Source organism: Streptomyces sp. NPDC050315 (assembly GCF_040655775.1).
In the GTDB taxonomy this organism is placed as follows: domain Bacteria; phylum Actinomycetota; class Actinomycetes; order Streptomycetales; family Streptomycetaceae; genus Streptomyces.
In genome coordinates, this window is the sequence record NZ_JBFAKN010000014.1 from 66,429 (window position 1) to 86,634 (window position 20,206).

General features: G+C 71.1%; 16 protein-coding genes. 7 read left to right on the forward strand and 9 right to left on the reverse strand.

Translation table 11 applies throughout. From position 1 onward, the window contains the following. The first annotated feature begins 66 nt into the window (after positions 1-66). The gene (locus tag AB0I82_RS34955; RefSeq protein WP_363261514.1) at positions 67-1,224 is read left to right on the forward strand and encodes an acyl-CoA dehydrogenase family protein; all 1,158 of its coding nucleotides are present in this window, start codon (positions 67-69) and stop codon (positions 1,222-1,224) included. A 75-nt stretch (positions 1,225-1,299) separates the two neighbouring features. On the opposite strand, the gene AB0I82_RS34960 is transcribed toward AB0I82_RS34955, so the two are convergent. Beyond that, entirely contained in the window at positions 1,300-2,604 is a 1,305-nt protein-coding gene (locus AB0I82_RS34960) for an LCP family protein (protein WP_363261515.1), read from the reverse strand. 277 nt (positions 2,605-2,881) lie between these two features. Between AB0I82_RS34960 and AB0I82_RS34965 the strand changes: the two genes are divergently transcribed. Then, entirely contained in the window at positions 2,882-3,436 is a 555-nt protein-coding gene (locus tag AB0I82_RS34965; protein ID WP_363261516.1) for an acyl-CoA thioesterase, read from the forward strand. A gap of 22 nt (positions 3,437-3,458) precedes the next feature. Here the strand turns inward: AB0I82_RS34965 and AB0I82_RS34970 are convergent, their stop codons facing one another. Further along, a complete protein-coding gene (locus AB0I82_RS34970; RefSeq protein WP_363261517.1) occupies positions 3,459-4,901 on the reverse strand; it encodes an LCP family protein in 1,443 nt (480 codons plus the stop codon). A 142-nt stretch (positions 4,902-5,043) separates the two neighbouring features. Between AB0I82_RS34970 and AB0I82_RS34975 the strand changes: the two genes are divergently transcribed. Next, complete coding sequence (locus AB0I82_RS34975) at positions 5,044-6,090, forward strand: glycosyltransferase family 2 protein (protein WP_363261518.1); 1,047 nt, start codon at positions 5,044-5,046, stop codon at positions 6,088-6,090. 60 nt (positions 6,091-6,150) lie between these two features. Here AB0I82_RS34975 and AB0I82_RS34980 read toward each other — a convergent pair whose 3' ends face one another. The 4 genes from AB0I82_RS34980 to AB0I82_RS34995 all read right to left on the reverse strand — a co-directional run bounded on the left by AB0I82_RS34980 (position 6,151) and on the right by AB0I82_RS34995 (position 12,121). After that, the gene (locus AB0I82_RS34980) at positions 6,151-7,797 is read right to left on the reverse strand and encodes an LCP family protein (protein ID WP_363261519.1); all 1,647 of its coding nucleotides are present in this window, start codon (positions 7,795-7,797) and stop codon (positions 6,151-6,153) included. Positions 7,798-7,906: 109 nt separating this feature from the next. Continuing rightward, positions 7,907-9,667: an LCP family protein gene (locus tag AB0I82_RS34985; RefSeq protein WP_363261520.1), complete on the reverse strand. Its 1,761-nt coding sequence runs from the start codon at positions 9,665-9,667 to the stop codon at positions 7,907-7,909. 219 nt (positions 9,668-9,886) lie between these two features. After that, on the reverse strand, positions 9,887-11,116 hold the full coding sequence (locus tag AB0I82_RS34990) for an LCP family protein (protein ID WP_363261535.1): 1,230 nt from the start codon (positions 11,114-11,116) through the stop codon (positions 9,887-9,889). A gap of 252 nt (positions 11,117-11,368) precedes the next feature. Beyond that, positions 11,369-12,121, reverse strand: a complete 753-nt coding sequence (locus tag AB0I82_RS34995; RefSeq protein ID WP_363261521.1) for a TIGR03089 family protein — start codon at positions 12,119-12,121, stop codon at positions 11,369-11,371. Between the two features lie 118 nt (positions 12,122-12,239). Between AB0I82_RS34995 and AB0I82_RS35000 the strand changes: the two genes are divergently transcribed. The 3 genes from AB0I82_RS35000 to AB0I82_RS35010 all read left to right on the forward strand — a co-directional run bounded on the left by AB0I82_RS35000 (position 12,240) and on the right by AB0I82_RS35010 (position 15,894). Then, complete coding sequence (locus AB0I82_RS35000) at positions 12,240-13,646, forward strand: N-acetylmuramoyl-L-alanine amidase (protein ID WP_363261522.1); 1,407 nt, start codon at positions 12,240-12,242, stop codon at positions 13,644-13,646. Between the two features lie 161 nt (positions 13,647-13,807). After that, the gene (locus AB0I82_RS35005; RefSeq protein ID WP_363261523.1) at positions 13,808-14,890 is read left to right on the forward strand and encodes an NDP-sugar synthase; all 1,083 of its coding nucleotides are present in this window, start codon (positions 13,808-13,810) and stop codon (positions 14,888-14,890) included. A 95-nt stretch (positions 14,891-14,985) separates the two neighbouring features. Beyond that, on the forward strand, positions 14,986-15,894 hold the full coding sequence (locus tag AB0I82_RS35010) for a DNA-3-methyladenine glycosylase 2 family protein (protein ID WP_363261524.1): 909 nt from the start codon (positions 14,986-14,988) through the stop codon (positions 15,892-15,894). 206 nt (positions 15,895-16,100) lie between these two features. On the opposite strand, the gene AB0I82_RS35015 is transcribed toward AB0I82_RS35010, so the two are convergent. The 3 genes from AB0I82_RS35015 to AB0I82_RS35025 are packed head-to-tail and all read right to left on the reverse strand — an operon-like array spanning position 16,101 to position 19,033. After that, the gene (locus AB0I82_RS35015; RefSeq protein WP_363261525.1) at positions 16,101-17,567 is read right to left on the reverse strand and encodes a coenzyme F420-0:L-glutamate ligase; all 1,467 of its coding nucleotides are present in this window, start codon (positions 17,565-17,567) and stop codon (positions 16,101-16,103) included. Next, positions 17,564-18,520 carry a 2-phospho-L-lactate transferase gene (gene cofD, locus AB0I82_RS35020; protein WP_363261526.1) on the reverse strand — a complete coding sequence of 319 codons (957 nt, stop codon included), beginning with the start codon at positions 18,518-18,520 and terminating at the stop codon, positions 17,564-17,566. The genes AB0I82_RS35015 and cofD overlap by 4 nt, the downstream gene beginning before the upstream one ends. Positions 18,521-18,532: 12 nt before the next feature. Continuing rightward, entirely contained in the window at positions 18,533-19,033 is a 501-nt protein-coding gene (locus tag AB0I82_RS35025) for a cysteine dioxygenase family protein (protein WP_363261527.1), read from the reverse strand. 674 nt (positions 19,034-19,707) lie between these two features. Between AB0I82_RS35025 and AB0I82_RS35030 the strand changes: the two genes are divergently transcribed. Continuing rightward, complete coding sequence (locus AB0I82_RS35030) at positions 19,708-19,971, forward strand: WhiB family transcriptional regulator (protein ID WP_030266018.1); 264 nt, start codon at positions 19,708-19,710, stop codon at positions 19,969-19,971. Positions 19,972-20,206: the final 235 nt, after the last annotated feature.

Genomic DNA, 20,206 nt, shown 5'->3' on the forward strand with positions numbered 1-20,206 from the left:
TCTAGAATTCGGGGAAACGCGACAGGTTACTTAACGGTAGTTAGCACTCAGGGGAGATGAGAGACCTTGGCGGGAAACGCTGATTTCGATCTGTACCGGCCGGCTGAGGAGCACGACATGCTCCGCGAGTCGGTGCGCGCGCTCGCCGAGGCGAAGATCGCACCGTTCGCCACCCCGGTGGACGAGGAGGCCCGCTTTCCGCAGGAGGCGCTGGACGCCCTGGTCGCCAACGACCTGCACGCCGTGCACGTACCGGAGTCCTACGGCGGTGCCGGGGCCGACGCGCTCGCCACCGTGATCGTGATCGAGGAAGTGGCCCGCGTCTGCGCCTCCTCCTCCCTGATCCCCGCCGTCAACAAGCTCGGCTCGCTGCCGGTGATCCTCTCCGGCTCCGAGGACCTGAAGAAGAAGTACCTGGCCCCGCTCGCCGCGGGCGACGCGATGTTCTCGTACTGCCTGAGCGAGCCGGACGCCGGTTCGGACGCCGCGGGCATGAAGACCAAGGCCGTCCGCGACGGTGACTTCTACGTCCTCAACGGCGTGAAGCGCTGGATCACCAACGCGGGCGTCTCCGAGTACTACACGGTGATGGCGGTCACCGACCCGGAGAAGCGCTCCAAGGGCATCTCCGCCTTCGTCGTGGAGAAGGGCGACGAGGGCGTCTCCTTCGGCGCCCCGGAGAAGAAGCTCGGCATCAAGGGCTCGCCGACCCGCGAGGTCTACCTCGACAACGTCCGCATCCCCGCCGACCGCATGATCGGCGCCGAGGGCACCGGCTTCGCCACCGCCATGAAGACCCTGGACCACACCCGCATCACCATCGCGGCCCAGGCGCTCGGCATCGCCCAGGGCGCGCTGGACTACGCCAAGGGCTACGTCCAGGAGCGCAAGCAGTTCGGCAAGCCGATCGGCGACTTCCAGGGCGTGCAGTTCATGCTTGCCGACATGGCCATGAAGATCGAGGCCGCCCGCCAGCTCACGTACGCGGCCGCGGCCAAGTCCGAGCGCGGCGACGCCGACCTGACCTTCCAGGGCGCCGCCGCCAAGTGCTTCGCCTCGGACGTCGCCATGGAGGCCACCACCGATGCCGTCCAGCTCCTCGGCGGCTACGGCTACACCCGTGACTACCCGCTGGAGCGAATGATGCGCGACGCGAAGATCACGCAGATCTACGAGGGCACCAACCAGGTCCAGCGCATCGTCATGGCGCGCAACCTGCCGTAACGGCGCGGTACAGGGCGTACGCGAAGGCCCCGGCTCCCTCCCAGGAGCCGGGGCCTTCGCGCGATCAGGAGCGGGTCACTCGTCCGCGGTGACCGTGACCGGGTCGTCGTTCTTCAGCTCGCCGACCAGCTGCTTGACCTTGGGCATGTCCCACTGGAGGTTGCCGCCGACGCTGCCGGAGGTCGGCATGTTCATCGACTTGCCCTCGCCGCCCTTGCCGGTGACGTCCTTCAGCGCGAAGAACATCTTGCCGAGCGCGTAGGGGCCCATGTCCTTGTCGACGATCAGGGTGTCCAGGCCGGCGCCCATGGCCGGGTAGAGCGCGAAGGGGTTCAGGATCGTGCCCGGCGAGGCCACCTGGTGGGCCAGCGTCGAGAGGAACTTCTGCTGGTTCTTCGTGCGATCCAGGTCGCTGCCGGAGAAGGCGTGCCGGGTACGGACGTACGCCAGGGCCTGCTGGCCGTTCAGGGTCTGCTCGCCGGCCTTGAAGTCGGCGCCGGACCACTTGTCCTTGAAGCCCTTGTCGAGCTTCATGTCGACGCCGCCGATGGCGTCCACGATGTTCGCGAAGCCGGCGAAGCCGATCTCGGCGTAGTGGTCGATGTGCAGGCCGGTGTTGTACTCCACGGTGCGCACCAGCAGCTGGGGGCCGTCGATGGAGTACGCGGCGTTGAGCTTGTTGGGGCCCATCGCGGGCTGCATCTTGCCGGACTCGGAGCCGCGGAACTCCGGGATCGTGATGTTGGAGTCGCGGGGCAGCGAGATCAGCGTCGGGCCGTTGGAGCCGACGTGCAGGATCATCATCGAGTCGGTGCGCTTGCCGTCGGCGGAGCCGGTGTGCAGGTCCTTCTTCTGCTGGTCGGACATGCCCTCGCGGCTGTCGGAGCCGACGATCAGGTAGTTGGTGCCGTCGCCCTCCTCGGGGCGGTCGATCACCTTGCTGAGGTCGACCTCCTTGCGCATCTTGGAGTCGGCCCAGAAGTACGTGCCGACCGACACGACGAGCAGCACCACGATGAGCGTGACCAAGGTCCGCTTGATGCGGCGGCCCCAGTTGGGGCGGGGGCGGTAGCCGTCGTCGCCGTAACCGCCGCCGCCACCGTGGCCGCCGCCGTAGACCTGGCCGGTGTTGTACCCGTCGTCGTAGCGGCCGCCGCCGTGCCCGCCGTCGCGGCCCGGCTGCGGCGGGACGCCCTGGCGGCGCGGCGACATGCCGGGCGGCAGCGGCGGCTCGTTGTAGCCGGCCGCGTGGTAATCGGCCGCGGGCTCCCGGCGCACCTGTCGCATGGCGCGCGCGCCCTCCGGCTGGGCGCTGCTGCTGCCGCGTCCGTACCGGTTCCTGTCGTCGTCACGGGGGAGCCCGTCGCGCCACTCGTTCATGGAGCAAAGTGTGCCTGCCGGTACACCTCGCCATACAGGGCGGGGACGGGATCGGACCCCGGCTGTTGCAGAGCTGATGCAAAACGAAGCGGCATAAAGGGGAGGGCGCGACGATTGGGCCGCGTGGGACAGGAAACGACGTTTCGGGACGGGCGGGGCGCATGTTTGCCCGCGATTGCACTTGTAATGGGAGGAAACGGGGGTAAAGCGGACCGGTCGGTGGGCTCCGTGACCGTCTCGGGCAGAAGGCGTCCGGCGGGGTGCATAGGGTGGACGTATGACCGACCTCGTCACCGACGGCCCGGAGGGCGACCTTCCCGGCAAGCCCACCTCCGTCTCGCGTACGACGCTCAGCCACATCATGGACGCGAGCCACACCAATCTGCTCGGCACCGTGCACGGCGGCGTGATCATGAAGCTGGTGGACGACGCGGCGGGCGCGGTGGCCGGCCGGCACTCCGGCGGCCCCGCCGTCACCGCCTCCATGGACGAGATGGCGTTCCTGGAGCCGGTCCGGGTCGGTGATCTCGTCCATGTGAAGGCGCAGGTCAACTGGACCGGGCGGTCCTCGATGGAGGTCGGCGTGCGCGTACTGGCCGAGCGCTGGAACGAGTCCACCCCCGCCCAGCAGGTCGGCTCCGCGTACCTGGTCTTCGCCGCCGTCGACGAGAACGGCAAGCCGCGCCGGGTCCCGCCGGTGATCCCCGAGACCGAGCGCGACAAGCGGCGCTACCAGGAGGCGCAGATCCGGCGCACGCACCGGCTCGCCCGGCGCCGCGCCATCATGGAGCTGCGCCAGAGCCGCGCCGCCGACGGCGTCGACGAGGGCTGAGGACCCGCGTACGAGGCCGGGGCTAGCGGCACTCCTCCTCGTCCCCCGTGACCGCCGGCACATCGCCGGAGTCGGGCGCGGGGACCTCGGCGCGCACCTTGTGGACGTCCTCGTGGTCGGGGCCGAGGGTGACCCGCAGGAGCGGGCCCTGGCCCGGTACCGCGCGCAGCTCAGCGCCGGGCAGCGCGGCGGCCAGCGTCCGTACCGAGCGGTTCCAGCGCGGGTCGTAGCTGATCACGGTACGGTCGGCGGGGGCCGATGCGTTGCGGGGCGTGCCGGTGGTGTCGAAGCCGGTCGCGCGCAGCGCCTTGTCGGCCCGCGCCGCGTGCCCGCGGGTGCGGGTGCCGTTGTCGACCTGCACCCGGATCTCGTCCGGCGGCACGTCCACCACGGTCGCGCGCTGCTTGCGCTTCTTGTGCACGGCCAGCGGGCGGTCGGCGCGGACGGCCGCGAAGAGCTTCTCCGCGCGGTCCTCGTCCCACTTCACCGTCGAGCCGAGGTTCGGCACCGAGTAGCTGATGTCGCTGACGGGGACGGAGGCGAATTCCGAGGAGGCGGGCTTGAAGCCGCGCAGCGCCTGCCCGAGGGCGACCATCTCGCGCGTCCCGAAGCCCGCGTCGGCGCGCAGCGAGTCCAGCAGGGTCGAGGTGATCCGCTTGAACGTGACCGGGTTCACCAGCGCGTCCGAGTCGGTGATCTTGTGCAGCAGGGCGACCAGGAAGCGTTGCTGGCGCTGCATACGGCCCAGGTCCGAGCCGCCGTCGAGGTGCCGGGCGCGGACGTACTGGAGCGCCTCGCCGCCGTTCAGCTCGCTGGTCCCCTTGGGCAGGTCCAGCCCGGAGTACCGGTCCTGCAGCGGCCGGGTGGTGCACACCCGTACGCCGCCGACCGCGTCCACGGTCTTCATGAAGCTGGTGAAGTCGACCTCCAGGTAGTGGTCGATGTGCACCCCGGTCATGTGCTCCACGGTGCGGACGGTGAGGTTCGCGCCGCCCTCCGCGTACGCCGCGTTCAGCTTGATCTTGTGCGCCGGCACCGTCCGCCCGGTCTTCTCGTCCTTGCGCTCGGGCGCCTCGACGAGGGAGTCGCGGGGCAGGCTGATCACGCTGGCCCGGTCCCGGGCCGCCGAGAGGTGGACGAGCATGACCGTGTCGGTGCAGTGACAGGGCTCACCGCCGAGGTGGTACTTCTCCTTCTCCGCCGCCGACAGCCGGTCCCGGCCGTCGGTGCCCGCGACCAGGAAGTTCATCCCGTCCCCGGAGCTCGTCCGGGGCCGCTCGCCCATGTCCTTGAAGGCGTCCACCCGGGAGATGCCCTCGTTGACCCCGGTCACCATCGCGTGGCCGACGCCACTCGCGGCCAGCAGGACGATGGAGACGCCGGCGGTCGCCCGCACGATCCACCGCGCCCTCCGGCGCCGCCTGCCGGGTGCGGGGAGGGGGAGGGTGCGGGGCGGCTCGGGCATAGAGGGCACCTCCTCGTAGACGCGGCGAAAGATGACAGTACGTCCGTATGATCGGCTGACTGTCATCACACGCCGCACCGGTCCATCGCGCCACTCGGCTGCCGTGGGGCCCGTACGCCCGTTCGCGGTAACGTGAGTACCGATGAACGCCACGCCGAGCCAGCACCCCGCAGTCTCCGTGATCATGCCGGTGCTCAATGAGGAACGTCATCTGCGCAACTCCGTGCGCCACATCCTGGAGCAGGAGTACGAGGGCGAGATGGAGGTGGTGATCGCGCTCGGGCCGTCCACGGACCGCACCGACGAGATCGCCGCCGAGCTGGTACGGGAGGATCCGCGGGTCCACACCGTGCCCAACCCGACCGGGCGCACCCCCGCCGCGCTGAATGCCGCGATCAACGCGTCCCGGCACCCCATCGTGGTGCGGGTGGACGGCCACGGCATGCTGTCGCGCAACTACATCGCGACCGCGGTGCGCCTCCTGGAGGAGACCGGCGCGCAGAACGTCGGCGGCATCATGAACGCCGAGGGCGAGAACGCCTGGGAAGAGGCCGTCGCGGCCGCCATGACCTCGAAGATCGGGGTGGGCAACGCGGCCTTCCACACCGGCGGCCAGGCGGGCCCCGCCGAGACCGTCTTCCTCGGGGTCTTCCGACGCGAGGCGCTGGAGCAGCAGGGCGGGTACAACATCGAGTTCATCCGCGCGCAGGACTGGGAGCTGAACTTCCGTATCCGCGAGGCGGGCGGGCTGGTCTGGTTCTCGCCCGAGCTGAAGGTGCAGTACCGCCCGCGGCCCAGCGTCAAGGCGCTGGCCAAGCAGTACAAGGACTACGGCAAGTGGCGGCACGTCGTCGCGCGCTACCACTCCGGCTCGATCAACGCCCGTTACCTGGCGCCGCCGACCGCCCTGTGCGCGTTCGCCGCCGGCCTCGTGGTCGGCGCGGCCGTGACGCCCTGGGGCTTCGTCGTCCCCGGCGCCTACCTCGCGGCGATCCTGGCGGGCTCCGTCCCGGCCGGCAAGGGCCTGTCGCTCAAGGCCCGCGCCCAGATCCCCGTCGCGCTGGCGACCATGCACTTCTCGTGGGGCTGGGGCTTCCTCACCAGCCCGCGCTCGCTGGCCAAGAAGGTCATCGCCAGCCGCCGCCCGGCGGTGACGAAGGCCCCGGCGGAGACCGCCCAGCGGCCCTGACCAGTAAAGAGCGGCGCCCGTATCCCCAGGGATACGGGCGCCGCTCTGCTTACGCCGTGCTCACCAGGTGTAGTCCGGGTTCACCTTCATGCACGCCTTCTTGTCCTCGCCGTTGAGGGCGTCCGCGCTCTCCGGGGCCTTGTTCGCCTGCTGCTTCCCGCCGGCCGTCTCCGGATACGCCGTACCGGTACGCCAGTCGTTGCCGACGATCAGCCGGATGCCCTGTGCCGAACTGGACTCCTTCACCGCGCTCTTGGGCAGCCCGAGCGCCTTGGCGACGGCCAGCGCGTCGCCCTCGGCGTCCTTGCCCCCGTACGTGATCGTGGTGTCGGCCTGGGCGATGAGCGTGGCGTCGGTGGCCGCGGCCGCGTAGCCGAGCGACGCGAGCTGCCCTTGGATCTGGCTCGCGCGGCCGACCACCGGGCCCTGGATCGCGCCGTTGGTGCCGTTCTGCACGGTGACCTGGAGCTGGTCCTTGGGCGTGGTGGGCTTCGGGTCGGCGGCGGGCTTCTGCTTTTTCTTGTCCTTGCCGTCCAGCGCGGTGTCGTTGCGCAGCATCGCGAAGACCTGCTCGGCGTCGCCCGGCTTCGGGATCACATAGGACTCGCCGGGGCCGTAGGACCACGGCATGGTCGCCATGGTGACGCGCTTGATCGGCACCCGGTTGAGGTCGCCGCCGAGGTCGTACAGCTTCTTCACGCTGCCGAGCCCCTCGTCCACGGTCAGCGCCTTGGTGGCGGCCTCCGCCAGCGCCCGGAGCTTGCCCGGGTCGGTGAGCTTGGTGCCCGCCTTGAGCTGACGGATCATCGAGTTCATGTACATGTGCTGGGCCTTGGCCCGGCCGATGTCGGTGTTGTCCTCGAAGCCGTAGCGGGTGCGCAGCCACTGGAGCGCCTGGACGCCCTTGATGTTGTGCTCGCCCTCGGTCAGCTTCAGCCCGCTGCCGTGGCCCTTGCTGTCGTGCGAGTAGATGTTGTTCTCCACGCAGACCGGGACGCCGCCCACCGCGTCGGCCATCTGCACCACACCCGCGAAGTCGATCATCATGAAGTGATCGATGTAGATGCCGGTCAGCTCTTTCCAGGTGGCGACCGTGCAGCCCGGACCGCCGTGCTGGAGCGACTGGTTGATGGGCCCGGTGGTCTGCGGGTACTTCTCGCCGGACTTGGGGTCGGTGCACTCGGGGATGGTCACGCGGGTGTCGCGCGGTATCGAGAGCACCGACATGCTGGAGCGGTCGGCGGAGACGTGCAGCAGCATCTGCACGTCCGCCAGCGGCTTGCGGCCCACGTCCGCCTTCGCGCCGCCGAGCTCCACGTTCGCCTTGCTGTTCCGGCTGTCCGAGCCGAGCAGCAGGATGTTCATCGGGGTCTGGCCGAAGGCGTTGGGCTCGGGCTTCTTCAGCCCGCCGTCGCCGAGGTCCAGGATGCCCTTGCGGAGGTTGCCGTTGAGGTGCTCGTAGTAGAGGTAACCGGCGCCTGCCGTGCCGAGCACGAGGAGCGCGGCGATGCCGGCGGTCCAGCGAAGGACCCGGCGGCCTCTTCGGCGTTTCCGCCGGCCGTGCCCGCCGGATTCCGCGGGGACGGCCGCGCCGCCGTCCCCGCCCCCGTCGCTGCGGCCCTCGTACAGGCTGTCGTCCCAGCCCAACTCCTGGGCGTCGGGCTGGTGTCGGCGTGATCGGTCACCACGCACACTGCTCTGCCGCATCGGCTGCCCCTCCCCGTTTTTCCTTCATCCGGTGGTGCGCTCGGCGGCCTGGCAGGGCGGCCGGTCGGTCTTCACTTGGTACTGCTGGTGCTGGTGGTTCTCTGCAGGCCTACTTGGCGCAGATGTTCTTGTCGTCGGCGTTGACGTTCTGGACTCCGTCAGGTGCCTTGTCGGGCGCCGCTATCGGCTCCCCGGCACCGGTGAAGTCCTTGCCGAGGATGAGCTTCATCGGCACCTTGGGCCCGGCGTCGCCGTTCGTCTGCTTCATCGCGGACTTGGGCAGGCCCATCCACTCGGCCAGGGTGGCGGCCTGGCCTGCCTGGTTGGGCGCGTACTCCAGGCGGGTCTTGTCCAGCGTCGTGGTGGCGTTGCCGGCGTTCGTGGTGAGCGGCGCGCCCTTGTCGTTCTGCAGCCAGTCGACGGTCTCCTGGGCGGCGCCCAGCGGGCCGCCACCGTTGGAGATGTCGACCCGGACCTCGGCGGCGGGCGCCTTGGTGACCGGCTTGGCCTTCTTCTTGCTCTTTTCCTTCTTCGTCTTGGTCAGCGATTTATCGGACTGGACCATCTTGAACAGCGGTTCGGCCTTGGCCTTGTCCAATATGACTGTCGCGGGGTCCTCAGGGTTGTCCAGCACGGGCACGGTCGCGAAAGTGACGTTCTTGACGTCCACCCGGCTGAGGTCCTTGGCCAGATCCATCAGCTTGCTCGCGCTGCCGATGCCGGTGTCGACGGTGAGCGCCTTGGTCGCCGCGTTGCTCAGGCTCCACAGCTTGCTGGGGTTGCTGAGCGTGCCGCTGGACTTCATCTTCCGGATCATCGAGCTGAGGAACTGCTGCTGCAGCTCGATGCGGCTCAGGTCGCTGCCGAAGCCGACGGTGTGCCGGGTCCGTACGAACGCCAGCGCCTGCTCGCCCTGGACGACGTGCCGGCCGGCCTTGAGCTTGAGGTGCGACTTGGGGTCGTTGATGTCCTTGCCGGCGCACACCTCGACGCCGCCCACCGCGGTGGACAGCTCCTTGACGGCGTTGAAGTCCGCCATCATGAAGTGATTGATCTTCAGGCCGGTCAGCTTCTCCACGGTCCGCCACGTGCAGCCCGGGTCCCGGTCCTCCTGGCCGAGGCTGGTGTTGAAGCGCACCCCGGTCTCGCCCGGGATGGTCTTCTTGGTCCCGTCCTTCATCGTGGTCGGGCAGTCCGGAATGTCGGTGACCATGTCGCGCGGGATGCTGAGCGCGGTGGCGTTGGTGCGGTCCGCGGAGACGTGCATGAGGATCGTGGTGTCGGCGTGGCCGACGCTGCCCATGTCGCCGTAGCCCTCGTTGCCCTTGCCCTCGCGGGCGTCCGTCCCGATGATCAGGATGTTGACCGGGCCGTCGGTGACCGCTTCGTTGTTGATGCCGACGTCGACCTTGGAGATGTTGCCGTCGAGGTGCTGGTAGACGAAGTACGCACCGGTGCAGCCGGCGACCAGCACGAAGCCCATCACGCCCGCGCCCCAGTACAGCGCCTTCTTCTTTTTCGACGCCTTCGGCTTCGGCTTGCGCCGGCCGGTGCTCGCCACGGGCGCCGCCGCCGCGGCCGAGCGGTGCCCCGCGCGGCCGCCGGCCCGGCGGTTGCGCTGGGCGGGCAGCTCGCGGGTCGGTGTGTCACCGCCTGCGCCGGCCGTCCGGCCGCGCTCCTGAAGCCGTCGCTCTCTCCTGCTGCTCCCAGCGGCGGTCGCCGAGGGGGCTGCGGCTCTCCGGCCGGCCTGCCTGGGGGCTGACTTTGAGCCAGCATCCAGTCGCAGTTCGTAGTTGCCGGTGTTCGGGTCGAACACCCACTGATCGGCGGGGTCCATGTCCCCCGCCTGCCCACGGCCTTGCGCGTCCACGGTGCTGAGAGTCCTCCGTCGGTGCCACGCGGCGCCTGCCCCCTCAAGGCGCTCGGTCGGTCGGATTGCAGTGCGCGGTCAGCCTGGTCGTGCGGACCGGATCGCTCACACTATCCGCCCAGTTCAGCGTCAAGCGACGCCCGTGACAAATTCCACGTCCCTACAACTGGGCAATCCACCCGATACTTTCGTGTCCTTGATCCACCCTTTGCGCAGGTTTTATTGGCAGATGCCCCGATCTGCTGTGGTTCCCCGGAAGGTGGTCGACGGCCCCGGCGTGGCCGATTCATGATGGCCGGGCTTGTCAGCTTCGTCCCGGCTGTTCGAATGGCCCTGCCCGCGGGCATCCGTCTGTCCGGTGTGCGGGTCCTTGGCCGGGTCGTCGTATTCGGTGGTGTCCGTGTGTTCTGTCGGCGCCGGGCGGACCGGAATCGGCCGGTCGGCACGCAGCCGCGTGAAGAGCAGGCCGGCGTCCGGCTGCACCAGTTCGTCCCGGTTCACGTTGTACGCGTATGCCTGCCGGGGAACGGTCAGGAAGCGGATCTTTTCGGTGGGGATGTCGCGGACGCTGCGCACCAGGTTGAACAGGTCCTTCAGGGAGGCAAGCCCCTCGTCGGTGGTGAGGGAGCTCGTCGCGGCGTCCAGGAGCGGGTACAGGCGCGTGGGATTGAGCAGTACGCCGTTGCCCTGCACCTTCTTCACCAGCGCCGCCAGGAACTGCTGCTGCCGCTCGATCCGCTGGGTGTCGCTGCCGTTGCCCAGCGCCTTGCGGGTCCGTACGTACCCCAGCGCCTGCTCGCCGCGGAGCACGTGGCGGCCCGCCGCGAGGTTCAGGTGCGCGTCCTGGTCCGCGACGGCCTGCGGCAGGCAGACCTCCACGCCGTCCACCGCGTCCACCATCTTCTTGAAGCCGGTGAAGTCCAGGATCATGTGGTGATCGATGCGGATGTGGGTCATCCGCTCGACCGTGCGGATCGTGCAGGCCGGCCCCGCCGCCTCGAAGGCGTAGTTGAACTGGGTGAACAGCGGCTGCGTACGGCTGCCGTCCGGCTTCGTGCACTGCGGCACCTGCGTCATCAGGTCACGCGGGATGCTGACCGCCGTCGCGCTCTTCCGGTCCGCCGCCAGGTGCAGCAGGATCGTGGTGTCCGAGCGCTGGGTGCCGTCGTCGGTGCCGTACTTGCGGTTGCCGCCGCCGCGGTTGTCCGAGCCGATCAGCAGGATGTTCTGCACGTTCGTCGCCGAGGCGGGCGGCCGCTCCGCTTCGTACTCGCGCAGCTGGGCCGCGGTGTCCGAGTCGGCCGTGATGTTCCCGTTGAGCTTGTCGTACGCCAGCCAGCCGACGGCCGCCGTGCCCAGCACGGCGGCGCCGCCGCCCAGCGCGGTCCAGCGCAGCCACCGCCGCCGGGGCAGGCCGCCCTCGGGCGCGGGTTCATTGCAGCGCTGCAGTTCCTCGGGGATCTCCGGCCTGTCGTCCACGGCTGCGTCCACCCCTCGTGCGTCGGCCGCACGGGATACGGCCGTCTCACTCGGTGCCGCGGTCCGGGTGACGTGCCCGGGCCCCGGTACTCAGGCAGACGGCCGAGTTCCGCGCGGGGTTGTACCTCCCCACGATCATTCACCGCGCCGGACGGATCGGCTCCCGCAGCGGGCGCCGGCTGGGCCGGTCGGGCGACGGACGCGAACCGCCTGGCAGTGGGCTCAGGCGGCGGCAGGCGCCGTGAGCGTGACCTGCTCGGCCTCCTTGCGCCGGGCCAGCCCGTCCTCGTCGAGCCGGTCGGCGTTGCGGCACAGGACGACCGAGCCGCCGGTCGCCAGCGGCGCGTACAGCCCGTACGCCAGCCCGTCCCACGACTCGTACGGCAGGGCGCTCAGCACCCGCTGCCGCTCGGGCAGCTGCGCCAGCTCCACGGCCGCCGTCCCGATCTCCGCGCCGGTGAACTCGCGGCCGTCCACGGCGAGCGCGGGCGCGTGCGGGTCGACCGGCACGTACGGCGCGAAGCGGTCGCCCTGGCCCGGCACCTCGGCCGCGTAGTCGGCGAAGCCGGCCGGCGGCTCGGGGAAGCGGCCGCCCAGCGGGCGCAGCGCGAGCGCCACCCGTTCACCGGAGCAGGCGCGCGCCGCCTCCAGGGTGTCCGGGCCGCTGACGACGAGGTCCGCGGCCGCCGGGGCGCCGCCGACGTCCGCGACCACTCCGACGGACGAGCAGGCCACCAGCCAGACGGCGGTCTGCCAGTGGGCCGGCAGCAGCAGCGCGAGCCGGTCGCCCGGCTCGGCGGACAGCTCGTCCTGGAGGTAGTTGGCGGTCTTGGCCACCCAATTGGCGAAGGTGGCGACGGACAGTTCGACGCGCTCGCCGGTGGCGTCGTCGTAGAAGGTCACGAGCGGCCGCGCCGGGTCCGAGGACAGCGCGGATCCCAGCAGGTCGGCGGGGGTTCGGTCGGTGGCGTTCATCCCCGGAAGCCTACGCGGGCCGCCCGCCGCCGTACGGCGTACCCGCGGCTCCCGCCGCGCCGATGAGGCGTCAGGTGCCAAATGGCGGATTTGCCCTACTGCGTACAGGATCGCTGCCATGCGTGCCTTCGTTGCCACTTCGCTCGGCGCCGCGACCTTCGCGGCCCTCGTCGTACCGCTCGCGCTGCCGGCCGGAGCGAACCCCGCCCCGGCCCGGACAGCCGCCGCTCCCGGGCCCGCCTCGGCGGACGTTCCCGGCAGCACCCAGTCCCTGCCGCTCGTCCGGCTCGGCGACCGCGACCGGGCGCTGCCCGGCGGGCATTCGGGCCGGGCCGGCAAGGCCGCGCCCCTGGGGATGCCCGTCAAGGTCGTGCGGCCCTTCTCGCTCGTCGGCGTCGTCTGGAGCGACGCCGAGGCCGAGCTGCACGGCCAGCCGCAGGTCCGCACCCGCGCCACCGGCAGCCACCGATGGGGTGCCTGGCAGGACGTGCAGACGCACTACGACGACGCCCCCGACCTCGACGCCCCCGAACGCCGCGGCGACAAGCCGCGCGGCGGCACCGCCCCGCTGTGGGTGGGCGACTCCGACGCCGTACAGATGCGGATCGCCCCGGAGCAGGGCCGGCAGGCCGTGACCGAACTGCCCGACGGAATGCGCCTGGAGCTGGTCGACCCCGGCCGCCCCGCCAAGCCGCGCGATCCCGCGCCGAACGCCGCCGCCGGGCAGGCGGCGGCGGACAGCGCGGAGGCCAACGCCGGGCTCGCGCAGCCGGGCGCCACCACCATCCCGGCCGCGCCCGCGAACGCCCTGCAGGCCGACCTGGCGGCGGCCGGCGGGGAGGCGCGCGGCCAGGCGCCCGTGCCGCAACCGCAGAGCGGCGCCGCGCCGCAGTCGCAGGCGGCGCCCGTGCCGCAGCCGAAGGTCGGGCCGCGGCCGGCGATCATCACCAGGCTCGGCTGGGGCGCCAACGAGCAGCTGCGGGAGCCCAAGTTCGGATACAGCAAGACCGTCAAGGCGGCGTTCGTGCACCACAGCGCCACCGGCAACGGCTACGCCTGCAACGAGTCCGGGGCGATCGTCCGCGGCATCTACCGGTACCACGTCAAGAGCAACCGCTGGCGGGACATCGGGTACAACTTCCTGATCGACAAGTGCGGCGCGGTCTTCGAGGGGCGGGCCGGCGGCGTCGCCAGACCCGTCGTGGGCGCCCACACCCTCGGCTTCAACAACGACACCACCGGCATCGCCGTCATCGGCACCTTCGACAAGGCCAAGCCACCGGCCCCCGCGCTCGACGTGCTCGGCAAGCTCACCGCCTGGAAGCTGGGGCTGCACGGCCGCGATCCGAACGGAAAAGCCACTCTGACCTCGGCAGGCAACAACCGTTACAAGAAGGGAACCAAAGTCCGGCTGAATGTCATCTCCGGACACAGGGACGGATATGTGACGAGCTGCCCAGGGGCCGCGCTGTACGGCACACTCGGCTCGGCGCGCACCGCCTCCGCCCGCTTCCAGGGGCGCTGAGGGCCCGGGGTCGGCGCCCGTGACCTGCACGGGCGCCCAGGCCGGGCGGCGCCGGAACATCCCGTCTACTGGCGGGTAAGCCCGCTGGCAAAGCGGGCAAACCGTCTGCCTACACTGGTCCGCCGTCCGGCCGACCCCACCAGGAAGCAGAGAACACAAAGGTGACTGAAGCGATCCTTCTGGTCGGCGGCAAGGGCACCCGGCTGCGTCCGCTGACGGTGCACACGCCCAAGCCCATGGTCCCGGCCGCGGGTGTGCCGTTCCTGACGCATCAGCTGGCCCGGGCCCGCGCGGCGGGCGTGGAGCACATCGTGCTCGCCACTTCCTACCTCGCCGAGGTTTTCGAGCCGTATTTCGGTGATGGGGCGGAATGGGGCCTTCATCTCGAATACGTCACCGAGAAGGAGCCGCTCGGCACCGGCGGCGCGATCCGCAACGTCGCCCACCGGCTGCACTCGGGCCCCGACGACCCGGTACTGATCTTCAACGGCGACATCCTCACCGGGCTGGACATCGCGGCGCTCGTCCGTACCCACCGCGAGACCTCCGCCGATGTCTCGCTGCACCTCACCCGGGTCGAGGACCCGCGCGCGTACGGTCTCGTCCCCACCGACGACACCGGCCGGGTCACCGCCTTCCTGGAGAAGCCGCAGACCCCCGAGGAGATCGTCACCGACCAGATCAACGCGGGCGCCTACGTCTTCAATCGCTCCGTGATCGACGCCATCCCGCAGGGCCGCCCGGTCTCCGTCGAGCGCGAGACCTTCCCCGGCCTGCTGGAGTCCGGCGCCCACCTCCAGGGCATGGTCGACTCCACCTACTGGCTCGACCTGGGCACCCCGCAGGCCTTCGTCCGCGGCTCCGCCGACCTGGTACTCGGCCACGCGCCCTCCCCGGCCGTCCCCGGGCGGCGCGGCGAACACCTCGTACTGGACGGCGCCGACGTCGCCGCGGACGCCAAGCTCAGCGGCGGCACGGTCGTCGGCGCGGGCGCCCGGGTCGGCGCGGGCGCGCGCGTCGTGGGCAGCACGGTGCTGGCGGACGCGGTCGTCGAGCCCGGCGCCCAGATCCACGACTCGCTCATCGGGGCCGGGGCCCGGGTCGGCGCCCGTACGGTCCTGCACGGCGCGGTCATCGGCGACGGGGCCACCGTCGGCGCGGACAACGAGCTGCGCGACGGTGTCCGCGTGTGGTGCGGCGCGGAGCTGCCGGCCGGGGCGGTCCGCTTCTCCTCGGACCAGTGACGGCCGCCACGGTGTGACGGCGGGAGCGCCTGATGGCCGCCGCAGTGTGACGGCGGGGCGGCGGGCGCGTCGCCCCGCTCCCGTACGCTGAACGGATGCCCCGCATCCGCACCTGGGCCCCGCCCGGCCCGTACGACCTCCTGCGCACCCTCGGTGTGCTGGGCCGCGGACCGGGCGATCCCGCGTACCGGGTGGAGGGCGGCATCGTCTGGCGGGCCACCCGCACGCCCGACGGGCCGGTGACGCTCAAGGTCGCGGCGCGCCCTTCGGAGGCGTGCGTCGAAGCCGAGGCCTGGGGCCCGGGCGCGGACTGGATGCTGGACCAACTCCCGTCCCTCCTCGGCGAGTTGGACGACCCATCGGCTTTCACGGCCCGCCACCGCATCGTCCACGAAGCACACCGCCGCAACCCCGGTCTGCGCCTGGCCCGCACCGGCCTCGTCCTTGAGTCACTCATCCCCTCGATCCTGGAGCAGAAGGTCACCAGCGACGAGGCGTACCGGGCCTGGCGGCTGCTCCTGCAGCGGTTCGGCGAGCCGGCGCCCGGCCCGCACGAGCGGCTGCGGGTGCTGCCGGACGCGCGCGGCTGGGCGATGATCCCGTCCTGGGAGTGGCACCGCGCGGGCGTCGACGCCAAGCGCTCCGACACGATCGTGCGCGCCGCGCGGGTCGCCCGCCGCCTGGAGGAGGCGGCGCACATGGACCTCCCGGACGCCCTGCACCGCCTCCAGCTGGTCCCGGGCATCGGCCCATGGACGGCGGCAGAGGCCCTCCAGCGCTCCAACGGCGCCCCCGACGCCCTCACCCTCGGCGACCTCCACCTACCGCGCATCGCGGTATACGCCCTCACGGGCCGGATGCACGGCACGGACGACGAGATGCTCGACCTGCTCACCCCGTACGACGGCCAACGCCACCGAGCAACCCGCTACCTCCTCCTATCGGGCCGAGTCCCCCCACGCCGAGCCCCCCGCTACTCGCCGCGCGACATCGCCCGGCTGTAGCACCCGCACCCCGCCACTGCGGGCCCCCGGGTCTCCCCTCCCACCCAGCTGCGGGTAGCCGCCTCCGCCCCACCCGGCTGCGGGTAGCCGCCTCCGCCTCCGCCTCCCCTCCCACCCAGCTGTGGGCATACGTGCCGCTAGGGCGGCACGGGTGGGCACAGCGGCACCCCCACCGGCGGGCAGCCGGCCACCCGCCGAAGGCGCCCTCACCGCACCACGACGAAGTCCGCAACCTCCCGCGCCGGCCGCGGCCCAGGAACCCCCGCCGGCCGCCCAATGGCCACCGCCCCCATCGGGTCCCAGTCACCCGGCAGCCCAAGAACATCCCGCACGACATCCCGACAGAACATCGTCGAGGACACCCAGGCCGACCCCAGCCGCTCCCCAGCCAGCGCGACCAAGAAGTTCTGCACCCCCGCCCCGGCCGCGACCACGAACATCTCCCGCTCAGCCGCATTCCGCCGCGCATCCGCCGCCGCATCCGGCCCGTCGTACGTATGCGCCCCGTCCATGACCAGACACGGCACCGCCAGATACGGCGCATTCCGCAGCACATCGCCACGCCGCACCCGCTTGGCCACCGACTCCTCGGACTTCCCGTCGCCGCGCAGATCCGCGCGCCACGCGTCCCGCATCGCATCCAGCAGCCGCGTCCTGGACTCCTCGGACTCCAGCAGAACGAAGCGCCACGGAGTGGTGTGGTGCGGCGCGGGCGCGGTCATGGCGGCCGCGACCGCGCGCCGTACGGCGCCGCCGTCCACCGGATCGTCGGTGAACTGCCGGACCGTCCGCCGCAGCGTCACCGCTTCCCGTACGGCCTCGGACGTACCGAGCCGGAACATGTCATCGGCGGGGGACCGCACCAGCGCCCGCGCCCCGAGATCATCCGCGCCCGCCGCACCCTCCGCGCCCGCCGCACTCTCCGCGCCATCGGCGCGACCGGCGCCACCGGCGCCCCGCGCGGACGACAGCACGTGCGGCAGCCCCCGGACCACCGCGACCGGCAGCCCGCCCGCCTTGCCCTTGACCAGGTCACCCGCGCTCGCCAGCTCATCGGCCGTGGCGACGACCGTGACGCCGAGCGGATTGCCGTGGCTGTCGGTGCTGCCGCGCAGGTCCTCCAGGACCCGCACGCCCGCCGCGCCGATGGCGACGTCCGTCAGGCCACTGCGCCAGGGCCGCCCGAAGGTGTCGGTGACGATCACGCCGACGTCCACGCCGAGCGCCTCGCGCAGCCCGGCCCGGATGGCCCGCGCCGAGGCGTCCGGGTCCTCGGGCAGCAGCAGAACCGTGCCCTGCGGCGTGTTCGAGGCGTCCACCCCGGCGGCGGCCATGACCAGGCCGTTGCGGTTCTCGACGATGCGCAGCGTGCCGCGCCGCGCCACGACCCGTACGGCCTCCCGGTCGATGGCGGCCTCGCGGTCGTCCGCCCGCACGATCCGGTCCTCGGCCTTGCTGACGATCTTCGAGGTGACCAGCAGCACGTCGCCGTCGGCCAGGCCCGGCATCCCGGACCCGGTGGCCGCGGCGGCGATCAGCTTGGCGAGGTCGTCGCCGGGGCGCACCTCGGGGATGCCGGGCAGCGCCCAGACGCGGTACGAGGGTGCCTCCTCGGCGGGCGCGTCGTACGGGGCGCGCGTGGTCGCGGGCGCGTCCTGCGGCCCGGCGGTCACGCCCGTACCTCTTCGGCCAGCGCCAGCGCCTCGCGGGCCATCGCCGCCGTCGCCTCCAGGTCGGTCATCATCAGCGGCACCGCACGGCAGCGGATACCGGCGGCCTCCACCTCGGCGGCCTTCTCCGCGTCGACCGTGTCCACGAGCCAGCCGTCCAGCAGCCCCATGCCGTAGTGGGCGGCCACGGCCGAAGCCGTCGACTCGACGCCGACCGCGGCCAGCACCTTGTCGGCCATGCCGCGCACCGGCGCGTCGCCGACGATGGGGGAGAGGCCGACGACCGGCGCGCCGGCCTCCGCGATCGCCTCGCGGATGCCGGGGATCGCCAGGATCGTGCCGACGCTGACGACCGGGTTGGACGGCGGGAAGAGGATCACGTCGGCGGCGCCGATGGCCTCCAGCACGCCGGGCGCGGGCTTGGCCTGATCGGCGCCGACCGGGACGACGGCCTGCGCCGGTACGGAGGCGCGCAGCCGGACCCAGTACTCCTGGAAGTGCACGGCCTTCTTCTCGCCGTCCTCCTCGATGGCGACATGGGTCTCGACCCGGTCGTCGGTCATCGGGATCAGCCGTACGCCCGGCTGCCAGCGGTCGCACAGCGCCTCGGTGACGGCACTGAGCGGATAGCCCGCGCTCATCATCTGCGTACGGACGATGTGCGTGGCGAAGTCCCGGTCACCGAGCCCGAACCACTCCGGTCCGACTCCGTAGGCGGCCAACTCCTCCTTCACGCGGAAGGTTTCGTCCGTACGCCCCCAGCCCTGTTCCTCGTTGATGCCGCCGCCGAGCGTGTACATCACGGTGTCCAGGTCCGGGCAGACCTTCAGCCCGAACAGATGGATGTCGTCACCGGTGTTGCCGATGACCGTGATCTCCGCGTCCGGAGCCGCTGCCTTCAGTCCCCGCAGAAAGCGGGCGCCGCCGATGCCGCCGGCGAGAACCACAATGCGCATGGCCCCAGCATGTCAGGGCGCGGGCGCCTTCTGGAGCGCGGGCGAGCACTGCGCGCTGTGCATCGGCATGTCCGTCAGGCCCGGGAAGTAGATGTGCAGGCTGACGGCGGGTGCGAGGGAGTTGTTGACGACCTCGTGGACGTAGCCCGGCGCGAAGACCCGCTGCGAGCCGGGGGTCAGCTCGCGGTCCCCGCTCTTCGCGCGCTCGGTCAACTCGCCTTCCAGCAGGGTCAGTACGCCGGAGGACGGGCCGTGGTCGTGGCGGCCGCTGCCCTGGCCGGGCAGCCAGCTCAGCAGCCAGACCTCGTAGCCGGGCCCGGTACGCAGGCGGTGGTACCAGCGGGTGGTGGCGTCGTACTCGATCAGATGCGCCCACTGGGCGCGGTCGGCGGCGATCGAACGGGCGAGCCCGGCGAATTCGGCCACGGTCGCGGGGTGCTCGCGTGCGGGCTGGAGGAGATGGCTGACCTCGAAGATGTCGCCGGCGATCTGGAGGTCACTGTCGCTGTTCATGGACTTCTGGTTCCTCGGAAGAAGAAGAGAGGCTGCGCAAGGGCCGTGCGGCGCGGTGCGTCGTACGGCGGCGCCGGGCGGCGCTCAGGCGTGGTGCGGGGAAGAAAGAAAGCTGGAGCTCGGAAGCGTCAACAGCTGCAACAGCGACAGCGAGCCTGGGCAGCGCAGCGGGACCCGTAGGAACGGGTCAGGCGGGGCGCGGGCGTCACTGGCATGGAGTCAAGGAGAGCGGGTACTTGGCGGCCGTGTCAACCGGATGTCTGGATTGTGGTAAATGTTTCACCTCATCCGGTTAACTGCGACCGACGAAAGGTTTGTGCACCCGATGGCCGGGAGAGGTGGCCCATCAGTTGTGTCGCCAAACGCCGTTGCGGTTCCGTGATCTGAATGTGATCAAGCCCGCTTCTGGTACTGGAGTGCAACGTGATCGCTGTCCGTTGAGTCCTTCAGGGGAAGAAGGGGGGTGCGGGATGTGTGAGGCGAATGTTTGTCCTGGTTTTTGCCGATTTGAACACTTACCGCATACCCTTGGTTCCGCAGAGTGAATAAGGGGCCCAATAGCAGATCTCGGCTTGACTGGCCCGGATCGGCACACTTGTAATTTCACTCGTGTCGTTCAGCCGTCATCGGTAACGGCAACATCACGGGGACGCAATGACAGACGAGGGGCGCACATGACCGAGCTGTTCGAAGAATTGCTGGTCGAGGAGGCGGACGAGGAGCTCGGCTGGCAGGAGCGCGCGCTGTGCGCACAGACCGATCCCGAGTCCTTCTTCCCGGAAAAGGGCGGCTCCACCCGCGAGGCGAAGAAGGTCTGCCTCGCCTGTGAGGTCCGTTCCGAATGTCTTGAATACGCTCTTGCCAATGACGAACGCTTCGGCATCTGGGGCGGTCTGTCCGAGCGCGAGCGGCGCCGGCTGAAGAAGGCCGCGGTCTGAAGCCCGACCGCGACGGCCCGGGCGGCAGACGCTCGGCCCCGGTCGGCACAGCGCACACCCGCCGGTCGACGGACCGGCACCGCCACCGCGGAAGACGACGAGCACCCACTCCGCCCCCGGCCACCGGCCGGGGGCGGAGTGCTGTTTCCGCAGCCAGTCGCACGGCCGGTCGCACGGCCGGTCACGCGGCCGGACGGGCACCGCGTACGGACCCGGCAGACGCGCCCGCGCGAAC

Coding starts and splice junctions, on each gene's coding strand:
- AB0I82_RS34960 (WP_363261515.1), bottom strand. CDS start 2,604: ATGAACGAGTGGCGCGACGGGCTCCCCCGTGACGACGACAGGAACCGG.
- AB0I82_RS34965 (WP_363261516.1), top strand. CDS start 2,882: ATGACCGACCTCGTCACCGACGGCCCGGAGGGCGACCTTCCCGGCAAG.
- AB0I82_RS34970 (WP_363261517.1), bottom strand. CDS start 4,901: ATGCCCGAGCCGCCCCGCACCCTCCCCCTCCCCGCACCCGGCAGGCGG.
- AB0I82_RS34975 (WP_363261518.1), top strand. CDS start 5,044: ATGAACGCCACGCCGAGCCAGCACCCCGCAGTCTCCGTGATCATGCCG.
- AB0I82_RS34980 (WP_363261519.1), bottom strand. CDS start 7,797: ATGCGGCAGAGCAGTGTGCGTGGTGACCGATCACGCCGACACCAGCCC.
- AB0I82_RS34995 (WP_363261521.1), bottom strand. CDS start 12,121: ATGAACGCCACCGACCGAACCCCCGCCGACCTGCTGGGATCCGCGCTG.
- AB0I82_RS35000 (WP_363261522.1), top strand. CDS start 12,240: ATGCGTGCCTTCGTTGCCACTTCGCTCGGCGCCGCGACCTTCGCGGCC.
- AB0I82_RS35010 (WP_363261524.1), top strand. CDS start 14,986: ATGCCCCGCATCCGCACCTGGGCCCCGCCCGGCCCGTACGACCTCCTG.
- cofD (WP_363261526.1), bottom strand. CDS start 18,520: ATGCGCATTGTGGTTCTCGCCGGCGGCATCGGCGGCGCCCGCTTTCTG.
- AB0I82_RS35025 (WP_363261527.1), bottom strand. CDS start 19,033: ATGAACAGCGACAGTGACCTCCAGATCGCCGGCGACATCTTCGAGGTC.
- AB0I82_RS35030 (WP_030266018.1), top strand. CDS start 19,708: ATGACCGAGCTGTTCGAAGAATTGCTGGTCGAGGAGGCGGACGAGGAG.